Source organism: Georgenia yuyongxinii (genome assembly GCF_006352065.1).
GTDB classification, from domain to species: Bacteria; Actinomycetota; Actinomycetes; order Actinomycetales; family Actinomycetaceae; genus Georgenia; species Georgenia yuyongxinii.
Genome location: NZ_CP040915.1, coordinates 2,108,571 through 2,124,659 on the forward strand (window position 1 = coordinate 2,108,571; position 16,089 = coordinate 2,124,659).

Genomic DNA, 16,089 nt, shown 5'->3' on the forward strand with positions numbered 1-16,089 from the left:
GCCGCTCCCGACTTCGGACGGTGCCCGGCCGGTGGACTCAACCCTGGGGAGCGTGGCCCCTGGACGCGTGGCGTGGCCGAGAGGCGTGGCCGCTGTGGCCGCGGGCAGCAGGTCACCCGGCCACCGGGACCGGTCGGCACCCACCCGCCGACGGTGGCCGGTAGACTGCGGGCGCGGATGAGTCGGCCAGGCGGTCGCGTCGTCCCGGCTCCGGCCGGGGCGCCGAGGAACGTCCGGGCTCCGTAGGGCAGGGTGGTGGGTAACGCCCACCCGGGGTGACCCGCGGGAAAGTGCCACAGAAAGCAGACCGCCACGGTGCCTCGGCACCGCGGTAAGGGTGAAACGGTGGTGTAAGAGACCACCAGCGCGGCGGGTGACCGTCGCGGCTAGGTAAACCCCACCCGGAGCAAGACCAGACAGCAGGCGTTCGAGGGCGGCCCGCCCGAGCCTGTGGGTAGGTCGCTGGAGGCGTGCGGCAACGTACGTCGTAGATGGATGGCCGCCACCGCGGCGCCGGTAACGGCTCCGCGGGACAGAACCCGGCGTACCGGCCGACTCATCCGCCCACGTCGGGCAACGGCGTGCGCAGCCATCCGAGGACGGCTGCGCACGAGGCGGGGTCAGTACTCGTTGGGCATGAGCACCCAGAGGATGAAGTAGACGATGAACTGGCTGCCTGGCAGAACCATGAGCAGCAGGACGAAGAGCAGTCGGGTCACCCAGGGCCCCAGGCCGAACCGGCGCCCCAGGCCGGCGCAGACGCCGGCGATGACCCGCGTGTCGCGGGGGCGCACGAGCCCCTGACGGCGGAAGTTGGTACGGACGTCGGTCACTGGATCGGCCCTTCTCGTAGCGGTGGTGCGATGACTCCACTACGGTCGCGCACTGCGGTGATCCGCCGCATCAGGGACGTCCCTGGTTCAGCCCCTGATCACCGGCCAGGGCGTCCCGGCCTGCGCGGCCGCATGTCCGACGGCGTGCGCAGGGCAGGGCGCGCGGCACGACCCGATGCCGACGTCATCGGTCAGGTGGCACCACCCGCGGCAAGGCGGGCAGCGCCGACGATCCCGGCCGTGTTCCTCAGCACGGCCGGAACGATCGGGGCCTTGGTGCGCAACAGTGGCAGGAACTTCGCGTGCTTCTTGCTGACGCCGCCGCCCACGACGAGCAGGTCGGGGGAGAACAGCATCTCCACGACCTCGTAGAACCGCTGGAGGCGTGCGGCCCAGTCCGACCAGCTCAGCCCCTCGGTCTCCTTGGCGGCCGACGAGGCCCGGTGCTCCGCCTCGTGCCCGTCGATCTCGAGGTGGCCGAGCTCCGTGTTGGGCACGAGGTGACCGTCGACGACCAGGGCGGAACCGATCCCGGTCCCGAGGGTCGTCAGCAGCACCACGCCCGGCACCCCCTTCGCGGCGCCGTAGGCGACCTCGGCGACGCCGGCGGCGTCGGCGTCGTTCACCGCGGTCACCCGGCGTCCGGTCGCCTCATTCATGAGCGCCGGCACGTCGACGCCCTTCCAGGACCGGTGCAGGTTCGCGATGAACGGCACGAGGCCGTGCTTGATGGGCGCCGGAAACGTCAGGCCCACCGAGGCGCCGGCGGGCAGGTCGAAGGCCGCCACCAGCTCGGCGACGGTGGCGGCCACCGCCGTCGGGGTGGACGGGCTCGGGGTGGGGATGCGCACCCGTTCCGCCGTCAGCACGCCGGTGGCCAGGTCCACGGGGGCGCCCTTGATCCCGGAGCCGCCGATGTCGATGCCGAAACCGATCTGCTCGTTCACGCTCAACCTCCGGTGGTGATCCGGGCAGGATCAGTTTCGATCAAGGCAGGGTGAGGACCTCGGCGCCGTCCTCGGTCACGACGAGGGTGTGCTCCCACTGAGCGGTGCGCGAGCGGTCCTTCGTCAGCACGGTCCACCCGTCGTCCCACTGGTCCCACTCGATGGTGCCCAGGGTGAGCATGGGTTCGATCGTGAACACCATGCCGGGCTCGATGATGTCGTCGTAGCGCGGCGCGGAGTCGTAGTGCGGGATGATCAGGCCCGAGTGGAAGGCCTCGCCCACCCCGTGCCCGGTGAAGTCCCGGACCACCCCGTAGTCGAACCGCCTGGCGTAGGCCTCGATGACCCGGCCGATGACGTTGACCTCGCGGCCCGGCTTGACGGCCTTGATGCCGCGCTCCATCGCGGTCTTGGTGCGCTCGACCAGCAGCCGGGACTCCTCGTCCACGTCCCCGACCAGGAACATCGCGTTGAGGTCACCGTGCACGCCGTCGACGTAGGCGGTGATGTCGACGTTGAGGATGTCGCCGTCGGCAAGGACCGTGGTGTCGGGGATGCCGTGGCAGATGACCTCGTTGACCGAGGTGCACAGCGACTTGGTGAACCCCATGTACCCAAGCGTGGACGGGTAGGCGCCGTGGTCCACCAGGAACTCGTGCCCGACGGCGTCCAGCTCGTCCGTGGTCACCCCGGGCGCCACGTGCTTGCCGACCTCGGCCATGGCCTGTGCGGCAATCTTCGACGCTTGGCGGATCCGCTCGATCGTCTCCGGCGTCTTCACTTCCGAGGCGGTGATCCGCTCGGGCCCGGTGCGCCCCACGTACTCGGGCCGGGGGATGGAGGCGGGGACCGGGCGCATCGGGGAGACGACGCCCTTGGTCAGGGTGCCCCGCGGGGCGCGGTCGGCGAGCATGGTGGTGTCAGGCATGGGGCGAGTCTACGGACCGCCCGGAACGTGGGACGATCCGGTCGGGCCGCACAGGCCGCGGAAGGAGGAGCCGGCGATGGCTGGTCGAGAGTTCTACTACAACCTCGCTACCGGGGAGGTCGAGGAGGGAAAGGTGCACGGCGCCACCAACCGCATGGGCCCCTACCCGACGCCGGAGGCCGCGCGGGCGGCGCTGCGGCAGGCGGAGGAGCGCAACGAGAAATGGGACGCCGCAGACGCGGCGTGGGAGGAAGACACCGAGGAGTAGGGCCGGCGGGGCGCCGCGGCGCCGTCGACAGGACGCCGGGTTCGGTGCCGGCCCCACGCGCCTACTGCTCGAACGTCTCCTCGGGCCCCGGGAACGTGCGCTCCCGCACGGCCGTGCCGTACTCGCGCGCCGCCCGGTAGAGCTCGGCGCCGACCTCGCCGAAGCGCCTGGCGAACCGCGGGGACCAGGACGCCATGCCCGCCATGTCGATCCACACCAGCACCTGGCCGTCGCAGCCGGGCCCGGCGCCGATGCCGATGGTCGGGATGGGGACCACCTCGGTGATGCGATCAGCCACGGGGGCGGGGATCATCTCCAGGACGACAGCGACCGCACCGGCCTCGGCGAGCGCCATGGCGTCGGCGACCAGGTGCTCGGCAGCCTCGTTGCCCCGCCCCTGGACGCGTTTGCCGCCGAGGATGTTCTCCGCCTGCGGGGTGAACCCGAGATGCCCCACCACGGGGATCCCCGAGCGGGTCAGCAGCTGGACGTGCTGGGCCAGGTGCGCCCCGCCCTCGAACTTCACGGCGTGCGCGCCGCCCTCCTTGACCATGCGCACCGCCGTGGCCAGGCACTGCTGGGGGGAGCCCTCGTAGGAGCCGAAAGGTAGGTCCGCCACCACCAGGGCGCGGCGGGCCGCCAGCGAGACCGCTCGCACCGCGGGCAGCATCTCCTCGACCGTGACCGGGATGGTGGTCTCGTGGCCGTGCATGGCGTTGCCGATGGAATCTCCGATGAGCAGCATGTCGATGCCGGCCTCGTCGAAGATCCGGGCGCTCACCCCGTCGTACGCGGTGAGCATGGTCAGCGGTTCGCCGCGCTCCTTGGCCTGGCGCAGGTGGTGGACGCGGACCCGCTTGGGCACCGGCACGCCACCAGGGGCAGTGCCGCCGGGGCCTCCGGGCGGGGTGGCCGGCCCACCAGGGCGGGTGCTCTCGGCGAAGTTCGGGTTCTCGGTCATCGGCACGTTCTCCAGGCTAGGACGGGTGCGGCGGGACGAATGTGGGCTGCGACCTGAGCGCCGGAGCGCCCCCCGGTCACGGGGCACCGGCCGGGCGAGGCTGTACGCCGTCGGCGGTCGACGGATCCGAGCCGGCTGCGACAGCGGCGGCGTGCTCGCGCCACCGGGTGCTCACGGGCAGGCGCCGATCGCGGCCGAACGCCATCGCGGTGACCTTCGGGCCGAGCGGGTACTGCCGGCGCTTCCACTCGGCACGGTCGACGAGGGTGAGGACCAGCTCGACGGTGTCGGCGTCGAAACCCGACGCGAGCAGCTCGCCGCGCCCGAGGCTGCGGTCGACGTAACCCTCCAGGACGTCGTCGAGCAGCTCGTACTCCGGCAGCGAGTCGGAGTCCTGCTGGCCGGGCCGCAGCTCGGCCGAGGGCGGCTTCTCGATGGAGGACCACGGGATCGGCGGCGTCTCGCCCGCCGCGTCCGCCGCCTCGTTGCGCCACCGGGCGAGCGCCCACACGCGGGTCTTGAGCACGTCCTTGATGGGGGCGAACCCGCCGACGGCGTCGCCGTAGATGGTCGAGTACCCCACCGCCAGCTCGCTCTTGTTGCCGGTGGCCAGCACCAGCGGCCCCTCGGCGTTGGAGACGGCCATGAGGATGACCCCCCGCATGCGGGCCTGGAGGTTCTCGGCGGGCACCCCCGTCAGGTGCAGGGCGTCCTCGAAGGCGTCGACCATCGGCGCGATCGGCTGCACGCGGTAGTCCAGGCCGATGCGGGCGGCGAGGTCGGCGGCGTCCCCCCGGGAGTGGTCGGAGGAGTACCGCGACGGCATCGACACCCCGACCACGTTCGCCCCGCCGATGGCGTCGGCGGCGACGGCGGCCACCAGTGCCGAGTCGATACCGCCGGACAGGCCGAGGACCACCTTGGTGAAGCCGTTCTTGCGCACGTAGTCGCGCAGCCCGAGCACGACGGCGGCGTACATCTGCTCGATGTCGTCGCGTTCGCGCGGGAGGGCGTACCCCGCCGGCGTCACGGGCGCGCTGCCGTCGCTGGGGAGCTCGACGAGGAGCTGGTCCTCCTCGAAACCGCGGGCGGCGGCGACGAGGTCGCCTGCGGCGTCGACGACGAAGGAGTGCCCGTCGAAGACGAGGTCGTCCTGGCCGCCGACGAGGTTGACGTAGGCCACCGGACAGCCGAGCCGGGTGGCCCGCTCGCGCGCCAGGCGGCGGCGCACCGCGCCCTTGCCGTACTCGTAGGGGGAGCCGTTGAGGACCAGCAGGGCGTCCAGGCCGGCGCCGGCGAGCTCGGCGACGGGTCCGCCGTCGACCCAGATGTCCTCGCAGATCGCCAGGCCGAGACGGTGGCCGCCCACCTCCAGGACCACCGGGCCGGTGCCGGGGGCGAAGATCCGGTACTCGTCGAAGACGCCGTAGTTGGGCAGATGGTGCTTGGTGTAGACCGGCCCCACCGCGCCGTCGTGCAGCACGGCGGCCGTGTTGGTGGGCCGCCCATCCGTCGCCGTGCCCAGGGTGCCGACCACCACGTGCAGGTTGCACAGCCCGTCCGCGGCCAGCTCGGCGGCCAGCTGGGTGAGCCGCGCGGCGGCGGCGCGCTGGAATGAGCCGCGCAGCGCGAGGTCCTCCACCGGGTAGCCGGTGAGCACCATCTCCGGCAGCAGGACGACGGCGGCCCCCGCCTCGGCAGCGCGGGCGGCGGCGGTGCGCACGGCCGCGGCGTTGGCCTCCAGGTCGCCCACCGCGGCGTTGACCTGGGCGAGAGCGATGCGCAGGGCAGACATGGCGCTCACCCTATTGCGGTCCGGCCGCGACTGCCGACGGCCCCGAAGCGCGAACGGGTTCCCGCCGACGGCGCCGGCACCCCGACTTCGAGCCGACACCGTGCGGCTGGCGGACCGGGGACGGCCCCGTGCGCCATGATGGGACCCGGGCGGCCCGTGCCGCGCCCACACCGGCCCGGCCTTCGGACCGACCGGCCCCCGTGCGCACCCAGGAGTGGTTGATGGACAAGCAGCAGGAGTACGTGCTCCGCACGATCGAGGAGCGCGACGTCCGGTTCATCCGGCTGTGGTTCACGGACGTGCTGGGCACCCTGAAGTCGGTCGCGATCGCCCCGGCCGAGCTCGAGGCGGCCTTCGCCGAGGGCATCGGGTTCGACGGCTCTGCGATCGAGGGCCTCACCCGGGTGTACGAGGCCGACATGCTGGTCCGCCCGGACCCCGCGACCTTCCAGATCCTGCCGTGGCGTGGCGAGGAGAACTCCGTCGCCCGCATGTTCTGCGACGTGCTCACCCCGATGGGCGAGCCCGCCCGGTCCGACCCCCGCAACGTGCTCAAGCGGACCCTGGCCCGGGCGGCGGACGCCGGCTTCACCTTCTACACCCACCCCGAGATCGAGTTCTACCTCTTCCAGCGCACCCAGCACCCGGACGACCCGCTCATCCCCATCGACACGGCCGGGTACTTCGACCACGTGGCCCGGGGCAGCGCGCACGACTTCCGCCGCGACTCCATCACCACGCTGGAGTCCATGGGCATCTCGGTGGAGTTCTCCCACCACGAGGCCGGGCCCGGCCAGAACGAGATCGACCTGCGCTACGCCGACGCGCTGAGCATGGCGGACAACATCCAGACCTTCCGCGCCGTGGTCAAGGAGGTGGCGCTGCAGCAGAACGTCATGGCCACGTTCATGCCCAAGCCGCTGGCCGACGAACCCGGCTCCGGGATGCACACCCACCTCTCGCTGTTCGAGGGCGACCGCAACGCCTTCTACGACCCGGCGGGGGAGTACCAGCTCTCGGACACCGCGCGGAAGTTCATCGCCGGCCTGCTGCGTCACGCCGCCGAGATCACCGCGGTGACCAACCAGTTCGTCAACTCCTACAAGCGGCTGTGGGGCGGCGACGAGGCACCCAGCTACGTCTGCTGGGGCCACAACAACCGTTCCGCACTCGTGCGGGTACCGCTGTACAAGCCCGAGAAGGGCGGCTCGGCGCGCATCGAGTACCGCGGGCTGGACTCCGCCGCAAACCCCTACCTCGCGTTCGCCGTCCTGCTGTCCGCGGGCCTGAAGGGCATCGAGGAGGGCTACGAGCTGCCCGAGGGCGCCTCGGAGGACGTCTTCGCCATGAACCGGTCCGAGCGCAGGGCGCTGGGCATCCAGGAGCTGCCGAACTCCTTGCACGAGGCGGTGCAGATCATGGAGGGCTCGGACCTCGTCGCGGAGACCCTGGGGGAGGAGACCTTCGGGTACTTCGTGCGCAACAAGCTCACCGAGTGGCAGGAGTACCGCAGCCAGGTCACCCCGTTCGAGCTGCGGCGGTTCATCCCGGCCCTGTGAGCACCGGCCGCGCCGGGGAGGTGTGATGGTACGGGAGGTCACCCGCACGAGCCGGCTGCGGCGGCTGGGCTTCACCGACGCCCCACGCGCCGAACGGCTGCTCGCCGACCCCGCCGTCGCCGAGGTCGTCGCGGCGGCCGAGGCCGCCGGGGCGCCGCTGCCGGAGGCGCTGAGCGAGACCGCCGACCCCGACCAGGCCCTGCTCGCCGTGCTGCGCCTGGTCGAGTCGGCCCAGGAGCACGCCCTCGCCGGGCCCGTGGAGGCGGTGCTGACCTGCGACGGCCCGCACCGCCGTCGTCTCCTCGCCGTGCTGGGGGCGTCCTCGGCGCTGGGGGACATGCTCGTCGCCCACCCCGGCGACGCCGCGCTGCTGCACGACCACGCCGGCGAGGACACGGTCCTGGACCTTACGCCCGACGACGAGCGCGCCCGCGCCCTGCAGGCGGTCGGGGCGGACCCGGACGCCCCGGTCCCGGTGGCCACCCTCACGGGTGAGGACGGTGTGGCCACCCTGCGCCGCACCTACCGCCGCCGCCTGCTCGAGATCGCCGCGGCGGACGTCACCAGCGCGGACCCCCTGGCGGACCTGCCGCGCGTGGCCGCCGCGATCGCGGACATCGTCGGCGGTGCCCTGGACGCCGCGCTCGCCGTCGTGCGCGCGGACCAGCCGGGCGGGGCCCGCGACGTGCGCCTGGCCGTCATCGGCATGGGCAAGGCCGGGGGGCGCGAGCTCAACTACATCTCCGACGTCGATGTCATCTACGTCTGCGAGCCGGCACCGGGGTCGGACCTGCCCGAGGACGAGGCGCTCGCCGTCGGCGCGAGGCTCGCGACCCAGCTCGCCAGGGCGTGCTCCGCGGTCGGCACCGAGCCGGCGCTGTGGCCGCTGGACGCGAACCTGCGGCCCGAGGGCAAGGACGGCCCGCTGGTGCGCACGGTCGACTCTCACGTGGCGTACTACGAGCGGTGGGCCAAGGGGTGGGAGTTTCAGGCGCTGGTCAAGGCCCGCCCGGTGGCGGGTGATCGGGACCTGGGCGCGGCCTACCGGGATGCGTTGGAGGACTTCGTGTGGCGCGCCGTCGAGCGCGAGCACTTCGTCGAGGAGGCCCAGGCGATGCGCCGGCGGGTCGAGGACCACGTCCCCGCCGCCGACGCCGACCGGCAGCTCAAGCTCGGCAAGGGCGGGCTGCGCGACGTGGAGTTCACGGTCCAGCTGCTCCAGCTGGTCCACGGCCGCACCGACTCCTCGATCCGGTCCGGCACCACCCTCGAAGGCCTCGCGCAGCTCGCCGCGGGCGGGTACGTCTCGCGTGACCACGCCGCGGAGCTGTCCCACCACTACCGGTTCCTGCGCGTCCTCGAGCACCGCATCCAGCTGTACCGGCTGCGCCGGTCCCACGTGGTCCCGTCCGCGGAGGCGGACCTGCGCCGGCTGGGCCGCGCCATGCGCACCGATGGCGTGGACGGCGCCGAGAGCCTCGAGGCGCGGTGGCGGCAGGTGCGCCGGGAAGTGCGCCACCTGCACGAGGAGATCTTCTACCGACCGCTGCTGCCGCTGACCGCGCGGCTCAGCGCCGAGGATGTCGCCCTGACACCTGACGCCGCCCACGCACGGCTGCGGGCCATCGGCTACCACGACCCCGATGGTGCGCTGCGGCACATCGCGGCGCTGACCGAGGGCCTGTCGCGGCGCGCGGCCATCCAGCGCCAGCTGCTGCCGGTCATGCTGGGCTGGTTCGCGGCCGGGCCGGAGCCCGACTCCGGGCTGCTGTCCTTCCGCAAGCTCTCCGAGACCATGGGCACCACCCACTGGTACCTCAAGCTGTTGCGCGACTCCGGCGTCGCGGCCCAGCGGCTCGCGCAGGTGCTCTCCACCAGCCGGTACGCGGCCGAGGCCCTCGCCCGGCTGCCCGAGGCGGTCGCCTGGCTCGACGACAGCGCCGAGCTCGCCCCCCGCGGTGAGGCGGCTCTGGCCGGTGAGCTCATCGCGTTGCAGGGCCGCCGAGACCAGCCTGTTGCCGGGGTGATGGTGGCCCGGTACCTGCGTCGTCGTGAGCTGCTGCGCGCCGCCCTCGGCGAGGTGCTCGTCGCAGGCGGCTTCGACCGGTCCGCGGGGATCGTCACCACCGCGGCGGACGTGGCCCTGCAGGGCGCGCTGCGGGTGGCCGTTGCCGAGGCGACGGCGGAGGCGGGCCTGGGTGCACCGCCGTCGCGCTATCTCGTGGTCGCCATGGGCCGGCTGGGCGGGGCGGAGATGAGCTATGCCTCCGACGCCGACGTGCTGTTCGTGCACGACCCCCTCCCGGGCGCCGACCTCGAGGTCGCCTCTCGTGCGGCGGTGTCCGTGGCCTCGAAGGTGCGGTCCCTGCTGGGCGAGACCGGGCCGGAACCGCCGCTGCCGGTCGACGCCGGGCTGCGCCCCGAGGGGCGCAACGGGCCGATGATCCGCACCCTGGGGTCCTACGCGGAGTACTACGGGCGGTGGGTCGAACCCTGGGAGCGGCAGGCGTTGCTACGGGCACGGCCGGTGGCGGGGGACGAGGGCCTCGCGGCGCAGTTCGTCGAGCTGGTCGACCCGCTGCGCTACCCCGAAGGTGGTCTGGGCGGGGCGGCGCTGCGCGAGCTGCGTCGCATCAAGGCCCGGGTGGAGTCCGAGCGGATGCCGCGCGGGGTGCCACCCACCCGGCACCTCAAGCTCGGCCCCGGCGGGTTGAGCGATGTGGAGTGGACGGTCCAGCTGCTCCAGCTGCGGCACGCCGGCGCGGTGCCCGAGCTGCGCACGCCCGCGACCTTGCCGGCGTTGCGCGCCCTGGAGGCGGCGGGCCTGGTGCCGGCGGAGGAGGCCGCCCGCCTGGCGGAGGCCTGGTCGCTGGCGTCGCGGATCCGCAACGCCATCGTGCTGGGCACCGGCCGGACCACGGGGCAGCGGATCGACGTGCTGCCGCACGAGTCGGTCGAGCTCGAGGTGGTGGCCCGCATCCTCGGCCACGGTTCGGGCGGGCGGCTGGACCTGGAAGAGGGCTACCTACGCGCCGCCCGCCGGTCCCGTGCGGTGGTCGAGGACCTCTTCTACGGCTGAGCCTCACCCCAGCGACCAGACTGGCATTCTGGCTGCGACCAGACTGGCATTCTGGCTGCTGCCTGAAACGACTGCCTCCCTGGGCAACTACCGACGAACACCGCGGGATCGTTCCAAGGCGTCGACGACGGCACGGACGACAAACAACGGACGTTCGGTGACGTCGGACCACGTGAACCGCAGGACGGTGTAGCCCAGGTTGCCTAGCGCGAGGTCACGGGCGCGGTCTACCGCCGGGTCGTGGAACCGTTCACCATCCAGCTCAAGGACCAACTTCTCTTCGTGAAAGAGGACGTCCACACGAGCGATGATGCGTCCGTGCTGGTAGATCTTCTGGTCACCCGACCACCCGGATATCCGTGCTGTGCGCAAGAGTTCGTGCAAGGCGAGCTCGCCTCCATTGACCGCTCCCACAGCGGCCATCTGCGCCAGCCGTGCCAGCTGTACGCCGTGGGGGCGTCCGGTGCAGCGTTCCGCAGCCTCCAGCAGCGCGCTGGGCGCGACGAGCTCGCGTGTGACGACCCAGGCGAGCAACCGCTCGGCCTCCTGCAAGTCAAGACGCATGAGGCAGTCCAAGACGGTGCGCCGTCGCGAGGTCACGGCGATGCCCTCGAGGTCGGTGACGTCGGAGCGTTCCAGCCGGACGTCATGCACTGACAGACCCGAACGGTCTCTCCGGCCGGACCCGAGGTGGATGTGGGTCGTGCCGTCGTCCTCCACCGGGAAACCGTGGAGCATCGCGGCGGTGCGCCTGATCACCACGGCGTGTGGGTAGGTCAAGCGGGCCGCGACCACCCGCCGGCGCACGTCGATCTCCAGATTGGCGTCGGCGATGCCGTCACCCACGACCGCCTTCCACCAGCCCTTCGCCAACCGGTGCCGTACGGCGCCACGGGTGAAACCTGACTGCATAGCCATGCGCGCAGTGAAGATCCCAGCGACCTGACGCCGTCGAAGCTGGGTCTCCGCGAGCTCGAGCGCGTGGATGTCCACAGAATCAGCGTGCCTGGATCAGCGGCGAGGCCCTGGCGGCCCTGTGGACACCGCCGCCCGCCGGCCCTCACTCAACAGCCAGACTGGCAATCTGGTTGTGGGCATCGGGGTCACAGCACCTTCGACAGGAACTCCTGGGTGCGCGTCTGGGTGGGATGGTCGAGCACATCGGCCGGGCGCCCCTGCTCGACGATCGTCCCCTCGTCCATGAACACCAGCTGGTCGCCCACTTCGCGGGCAAAGCCGATCTCGTGGGTCACGACCATCATCGTCATCCCCGAGGCGGCGAGATCCTGCATGACGGCGAGCACCTCCCCGACCAGCTCGGGGTCCAGCGCCGAGGTCGGCTCGTCGAAGAGCATGAGCTCGGGGTCCATGGCGAGCGCGCGGGCGATCGCCACCCGCTGCTGCTGCCCGCCCGACAGCTGTGCGGGGTAGTGCCCGGCCCGGTCGGCCAGCCCCACCCGGTCAAGCAGCTCGGTGGCGCGTGACCGGGCGGCCGTCTTGGTCACGCCCTTGACCTGCACCGGCGCCTCCATGACGTTCTCCAGGGCCGTCATGTGCGGGAAGAGGTGGAAGCGCTGGAAGACCATCCCGATGCGTGAGCGCTGCCGCGCGATCTGCTTCGGGTGCAGCCGGTACAGCTCCGGTGCGCCGCCGCGGGTCTGCGTGCCGCCGCGGGTCTGCGTGCGGTAGCCCATGAGCTCGCCGTCCACCCGGATGCGGCCGGCGTCGATCTCCTCGAGCTGGTTGACGCACCGCAGCAGGGTGGACTTACCTGAGCCGGACGGGCCGACGACGACGCAGACCGAGCCGGCGGGCACCTCCAGGTCGACGCCGCGCAGGACGTGCAGCTCGCCGAAGAACTTGTGGACGCCGTCGATCTGGACCATCGGTGTTCCGGCCACAGGGGCGGCGCCCGTGGGGGTGTCTGCCGCGTGGCCGTCGGGGATGGGGGCGTCGGTCATGGGGTGTACTCCAGGAACGGGTCGTCCTTCGTGGTGCCGGCGGCGAGGATGGCCCGCTGTTTGCGGCCAAGCGCCCGACCACGGCTGCCACGGGGCGCGCCGGCGCTCTGGAAGCCGCGGCCGTAGTACCGCTCGAGGTAGTGCTGGCCCACCATGAGCACCGAGGTGATGGCGAGGTACCAGATCGCGGCGACCATGAGCAGCGGGATGGGCAGGAACAGGCGGTTGCCCACCGCGTTCGTGGCGAAGGTCAGCTCGAGAGTGAACGGGATCGCCAGGACGAGCGAGGTGGTCTTGAGCATGGAGATCGTCTCGTTGCCGGTGGGCGGGACGATCACGCGCATCGCCTGCGGCAGGACGATGCGCCGCAGGATCGTCGACTCCTTCAAGCCCAGCGCCCGAGCAGCCTGGGCCTGCCCGGCGTCCACGCCGCCGAGCCCGGACCGGAAGATCTCGGCCAGGTAGGCGGCCTCGTTGAGCGCCAGGCCCACGATCGCGGCGTAAGCGGCGTTGAAGACGTCGTTGGTGTCGAAGACGACGAGCTCGGGCCCGAACGGCACGCCCAGGCTCAGGCGGGGGTACAGCACGCCGAGCAAGCCCCAGAACGTCAGCTGGGTGAAGATCGGCGTGCCGCGGAAGAACCAGATGTAGAACCAGGACACCCAGCGCATCACCGGGTTGTCCGAGCGGCGCATGATCGCCAGCGCAAGGGCCAGCACGATGGCGATCGCCATCGACGCCACGGTGAGCAGCAGCGTCCAGCCCACTCCGCGAACGACCGTGACGTCGCGCAGGTACAGCCACACGACGTCCCACCGGAAGTTCGGGTTGGTGACCAGCGCGTTGATCGCCATCGCCGTGAGCACGGCGACGACGGCGGCGGAGACCACCCGCCCGGGGCGCGGTACCGGGCGGGCGCGGATGAGCTCGGGTGCTGCTCCCGTCACGCCCCGGGTGTGGTCGGTGGCCATCTCAGACGGTGGGGTTCAGCTCGGCGGTCTCGAGCGCGCCGGTGACACCCCAGGCGTCGAGGACGTCCGCCCAAATGCCCTCGTCCATGAGGTGCTGCATCGCGGCCTGGAGGGCGGCCGTCATCTCCGGGTCGTCCTTGGCGACGGCAATGCCCTGCGGGGCCGCGTCCGTGACGTCACCGAGCTGCTCCACCTGGCCCCCGGTCTGCACGGCGGCGTACTGGCCTACGGGGGAGTCGGCGTACATGACGTCGACCTTGCCGCCCACCACGTTGGTGGTGACGTCCGCCTGGGAGCCGTACCGCAGGATCTCGATCGGCTCCTTGCCGGCGGCCACGCAGTCTTCGGAGAGGCCGTCGACCGTCTCGTCCTGGACCGTGCCGGTCTGCACGCCCATGGTGGTGCCGCACAGGTCGGCAGGGTCGAGGCCTTCGGGGTTACCGGCCTTGACCGAGAACGTGGAGCCCGCGGAGAGGTAGGCGATCATGTCGACCTGCTCAATCCGCTCGGGGTTGATCGAGAACGAGGCGATGCCGGCGTCGTACTGCGTGCCGATGGCCGGGATGATCGAGGCAAACTCGGCGTGGCTGATCTCGACCTCGGCGCCGAGGACCCGCCCGAGCGCCTTGGCCAGGTCGACGTCGTAACCGGTGGGGGTCTGGCCGTCCGGGCCGCCGAAGAACTCGGCCGGGGCGTACTGCAGGTTGTCCCCGATCGAGAGCTTGCCGTCGAAGTCGGCGGGGAGCAGAGCCGCTATCTCGTCGACCTTCTCGATCGCGGAGACGTCGTAGGAGGGCTCCGCGGGGGTGCCGGCGGCGGTGGTGGCGTCGTCGGTGCCCGCCTCAGCCGCGTTCGTGCACGCGCTCAGGGTCAGTGCCCCGGCGACGGCGAGGAGGGTGAGGGTGGGCAGGCGACGCATGTCGAAGCCTTTCGGGAGGGAAGCTCTGTGAACCCACTCATGGTATATCCGGATTAATGCATGACTATTCATCCACGGTGTGGGGTGCCGCACATGGGTCGCGCGTCCCATGTGCGGACGCCCAGCAAGAGTTGGCGTGACGCGTGCCCGCCCGTTGCCGCTCCACACCCGAGCGACGTCGAGCGGGGCGACGCAGAGCCACGGTCCTGTCCGGGGGCTTCCGGAGGGATCGGCGGATGATCAGAACGGCGGTGCCGGAGCATGTCCGGCTGGGATGTCGTCGTCCCACACGGATGGTTGAGGGTGAGCGCACCGGGCCACCTGAACGGGCAAACAAGAACGGCGGCTGACACGCGGAGACGCAAGATGTCCCACGAGGTCAGCCGCCGATCTCGACGACTTCACACGGGCCTGGGCCCGCGCAGGATCACAGGTCGTAGTACAGCTCGAACTCGTGCGGGTGCGGCCGCAGGCGCAGCGGGTCGATCTCGTTGGTGCGCTTGTAGTCGATCCACGTCGAGATGAGGTCCGGGGTGAACACGTCGCCCTCAGTGAGGTAGTCGTGATCGGCCTCGAGGGCCTCCAGCACGGCGGGCAGCGAGTCGGGGACCTGATCGATCTTGGCGTGCTCCTCGGGCGGCAGCTCGTAGAGGTCCTTGTCGATCGGCTCGGGCGGTTCGATGCGGTTCCGGATGCCGTCGAGGCCGGCCATGAGCATCGCCGCGAACGCCAGGTACGGGTTGGACGACGGGTCCGGCACCCGGAACTCGATGCGCTTGGCCTTCGGGGAGGTGCCGGTGACCGGGATCCGGATGCACGCGGAGCGGTTGCGGGCCGAGTACACCAGGTTGACCGGGGCCTCGAATCCGGGCACGAGGCGGTGGAAGGAGTTCACGGTCGGGTTGGTGAACGCGAGGAGCGACGGCGCGTGCTTGAGCAGGCCGCCGATGTACCAACGGGCCATGTCGGACAGCCCGCCGTAGCCGCGCTCGTCGAAGAACAGCGGCTTGCCGTCCTTCCACAGGGACTGGTGGGAGTGCATACCGGAGCCGTTGTCACCGTAGAGCGGCTTGGGCATGAAGGTGGCGGACTTGCCCGCCTCCCAGGCCACGTTCTTGATGATGTACTTGAACTTCATGACGTCGTCAGCCGCCGCGCGCAGCGTGTCGAAGCGGTAGTTGATCTCCATCTGACCGGCGGTGCCGACCTCGTGGTGCGCCCGCTCGACGTCCAGGCCGACCTGCTGCAGCACGGTCACCATCTCGTCACGCAGGTCGGCCATCTGGTCCGAGGGGGAGACGGGGAAGTAGCCGCCCTTGTACCGGGTCTTGTAGCCGAGGTTGCCGCCCTCCTCCTCACGGCCGGTGTTCCAGGCCGCCTCCTTCGAGTCCAGGTAGTAGAAGCTGGAGTGCTGAGTGGTCTGGAACCGGACGTCGTCGAAGATGTAGAACTCGGCCTCGGCACCGAAGTACACGGTGTCGGCGATGCCGGTGCTCTTGAGGTACGCCTCGGCCTTGGCGGCGATGTTCCGGGGGTCGCGCGAGTACGACTCGTCGGTGAAGGGGTCGACGATGGAGAAGTTCACGACGAGGGTCTTCTGCTTGCGGAACGGGTCCACGAAGGCGCTCGTCACGTCGGGCACAAGCTTCATGTCGGACTCGTGGATCGCCTGGAAGCCACGGATCGAGGAGCCGTCGAACATCAGCCCGTCCGTGAAGGCGTCTTCGTTGAAGGCCTCGACCGGGATGTTGAAGTGCTGCATGACACCCGGCAGGTCGCAGAACCTGACGTCGACGAACCTGACGTCCTGCTCCTTCGTGAAGGCGATGGCCTCCTCGGCGGTCGAAAACATTCGTTGCTCCCTCTGG

Annotated in this window: 13 protein-coding genes and 1 other RNA gene; 4 read left to right on the forward strand and 10 right to left on the reverse strand. The window is 71.2% G+C overall.

All coding sequences use genetic code 11. The features are described 5' to 3' along the window. The first annotated feature begins 178 nt into the window (after positions 1-178). Positions 179-563: RNase P RNA component class A (rnpB, locus tag FE374_RS09530), an RNA gene on the forward strand. 57 nt (positions 564-620) lie between these two features. On the opposite strand, the gene FE374_RS09535 is transcribed toward rnpB, so the two are convergent. The 3 genes from FE374_RS09535 to map form a co-directional block, all read right to left on the reverse strand. Next, on the reverse strand, positions 621-833 hold the full coding sequence (locus FE374_RS09535) for a PspC domain-containing protein (protein WP_139928548.1): 213 nt from the start codon (positions 831-833) through the stop codon (positions 621-623). 191 nt (positions 834-1,024) lie between these two features. Next, complete coding sequence (gene ppgK / locus FE374_RS09540) at positions 1,025-1,780, reverse strand: polyphosphate--glucose phosphotransferase (RefSeq protein WP_139928550.1); 756 nt, start codon at positions 1,778-1,780, stop codon at positions 1,025-1,027. Positions 1,781-1,820: 40 nt separating this feature from the next. Then, on the reverse strand, positions 1,821-2,708 hold the full coding sequence (map, locus tag FE374_RS09545; protein ID WP_139928552.1) for a type I methionyl aminopeptidase: 888 nt from the start codon (positions 2,706-2,708) through the stop codon (positions 1,821-1,823). Between the two features lie 76 nt (positions 2,709-2,784). Between map and FE374_RS09550 the strand changes: the two genes are divergently transcribed. Beyond that, positions 2,785-2,976, forward strand: coding sequence for an SPOR domain-containing protein (locus FE374_RS09550; protein WP_139928554.1), 192 nt, complete (start codon positions 2,785-2,787; stop codon positions 2,974-2,976). 61 nt (positions 2,977-3,037) lie between these two features. On the opposite strand, the gene panB is transcribed toward FE374_RS09550, so the two are convergent. Next, positions 3,038-3,937, reverse strand: a complete 900-nt coding sequence (gene panB / locus FE374_RS09555) for a 3-methyl-2-oxobutanoate hydroxymethyltransferase (RefSeq protein ID WP_139931504.1) — start codon at positions 3,935-3,937, stop codon at positions 3,038-3,040. A 76-nt stretch (positions 3,938-4,013) separates the two neighbouring features. After that, positions 4,014-5,732, reverse strand: coding sequence for an NAD+ synthase (locus FE374_RS09560; protein WP_139928556.1), 1,719 nt, complete (start codon positions 5,730-5,732; stop codon positions 4,014-4,016). A gap of 221 nt (positions 5,733-5,953) precedes the next feature. On the opposite strand from FE374_RS09560, the gene glnA (FE374_RS09565) reads away from it, so the two are divergent. Further along, the gene (gene glnA / locus FE374_RS09565; RefSeq protein WP_139928558.1) at positions 5,954-7,291 is read left to right on the forward strand and encodes a type I glutamate--ammonia ligase; all 1,338 of its coding nucleotides are present in this window, start codon (positions 5,954-5,956) and stop codon (positions 7,289-7,291) included. A 25-nt stretch (positions 7,292-7,316) separates the two neighbouring features. After that, positions 7,317-10,370: a bifunctional [glutamine synthetase] adenylyltransferase/[glutamine synthetase]-adenylyl-L-tyrosine phosphorylase gene (locus FE374_RS09570; protein ID WP_139928560.1), complete on the forward strand. Its 3,054-nt coding sequence runs from the start codon at positions 7,317-7,319 to the stop codon at positions 10,368-10,370. Between the two features lie 87 nt (positions 10,371-10,457). Here the strand turns inward: FE374_RS09570 and FE374_RS09575 are convergent, their stop codons facing one another. The 5 genes from FE374_RS09575 to glnA (FE374_RS09595) all read right to left on the reverse strand — a co-directional run bounded on the left by FE374_RS09575 (position 10,458) and on the right by glnA (FE374_RS09595) (position 16,073). Continuing rightward, entirely contained in the window at positions 10,458-11,363 is a 906-nt protein-coding gene (locus FE374_RS09575) for a DUF559 domain-containing protein (protein WP_139928562.1), read from the reverse strand. A gap of 110 nt (positions 11,364-11,473) precedes the next feature. Then, a complete protein-coding gene (locus FE374_RS09580) occupies positions 11,474-12,256 on the reverse strand; it encodes an amino acid ABC transporter ATP-binding protein (protein ID WP_139931505.1) in 783 nt (260 codons plus the stop codon). Positions 12,257-12,327: 71 nt separating this feature from the next. Beyond that, the gene (locus tag FE374_RS09585) at positions 12,328-13,302 is read right to left on the reverse strand and encodes an amino acid ABC transporter permease (protein WP_139928564.1); all 975 of its coding nucleotides are present in this window, start codon (positions 13,300-13,302) and stop codon (positions 12,328-12,330) included. Between the two features lies 1 nt (position 13,303). Continuing rightward, positions 13,304-14,221, reverse strand: a complete 918-nt coding sequence (locus FE374_RS09590; protein ID WP_139928566.1) for an ABC transporter substrate-binding protein — start codon at positions 14,219-14,221, stop codon at positions 13,304-13,306. Between the two features lie 427 nt (positions 14,222-14,648). Further along, positions 14,649-16,073, reverse strand: coding sequence for a type I glutamate--ammonia ligase (gene glnA / locus FE374_RS09595; RefSeq protein WP_139928568.1), 1,425 nt, complete (start codon positions 16,071-16,073; stop codon positions 14,649-14,651). Positions 16,074-16,089 lie beyond the last annotated feature (16 nt).

Bases quoted from the DNA above. Each gene is read 5' to 3' on its own strand.
- map (WP_139928552.1), bottom strand. From the start codon at position 2,708: ATGCCTGACACCACCATGCTCGCCGACCGCGCCCCGCGGGGCACCCTG.
- FE374_RS09580 (WP_139931505.1), bottom strand. From the start codon at position 12,256: ATGGTCCAGATCGACGGCGTCCACAAGTTCTTCGGCGAGCTGCACGTC.
- FE374_RS09585 (WP_139928564.1), bottom strand. From the start codon at position 13,302: ATGGCCACCGACCACACCCGGGGCGTGACGGGAGCAGCACCCGAGCTC.
- FE374_RS09550 (WP_139928554.1), top strand. From the start codon at position 2,785: ATGGCTGGTCGAGAGTTCTACTACAACCTCGCTACCGGGGAGGTCGAG.
- panB (WP_139931504.1), bottom strand. From the start codon at position 3,937: ATGACCGAGAACCCGAACTTCGCCGAGAGCACCCGCCCTGGTGGGCCG.
- FE374_RS09570 (WP_139928560.1), top strand. From the start codon at position 7,317: ATGGTACGGGAGGTCACCCGCACGAGCCGGCTGCGGCGGCTGGGCTTC.
- FE374_RS09590 (WP_139928566.1), bottom strand. From the start codon at position 14,221: ATGCGTCGCCTGCCCACCCTCACCCTCCTCGCCGTCGCCGGGGCACTG.
- FE374_RS09560 (WP_139928556.1), bottom strand. From the start codon at position 5,732: ATGTCTGCCCTGCGCATCGCTCTCGCCCAGGTCAACGCCGCGGTGGGC.
- glnA (WP_139928568.1), bottom strand. From the start codon at position 16,073: ATGTTTTCGACCGCCGAGGAGGCCATCGCCTTCACGAAGGAGCAGGAC.
- glnA (WP_139928558.1), top strand. From the start codon at position 5,954: ATGGACAAGCAGCAGGAGTACGTGCTCCGCACGATCGAGGAGCGCGAC.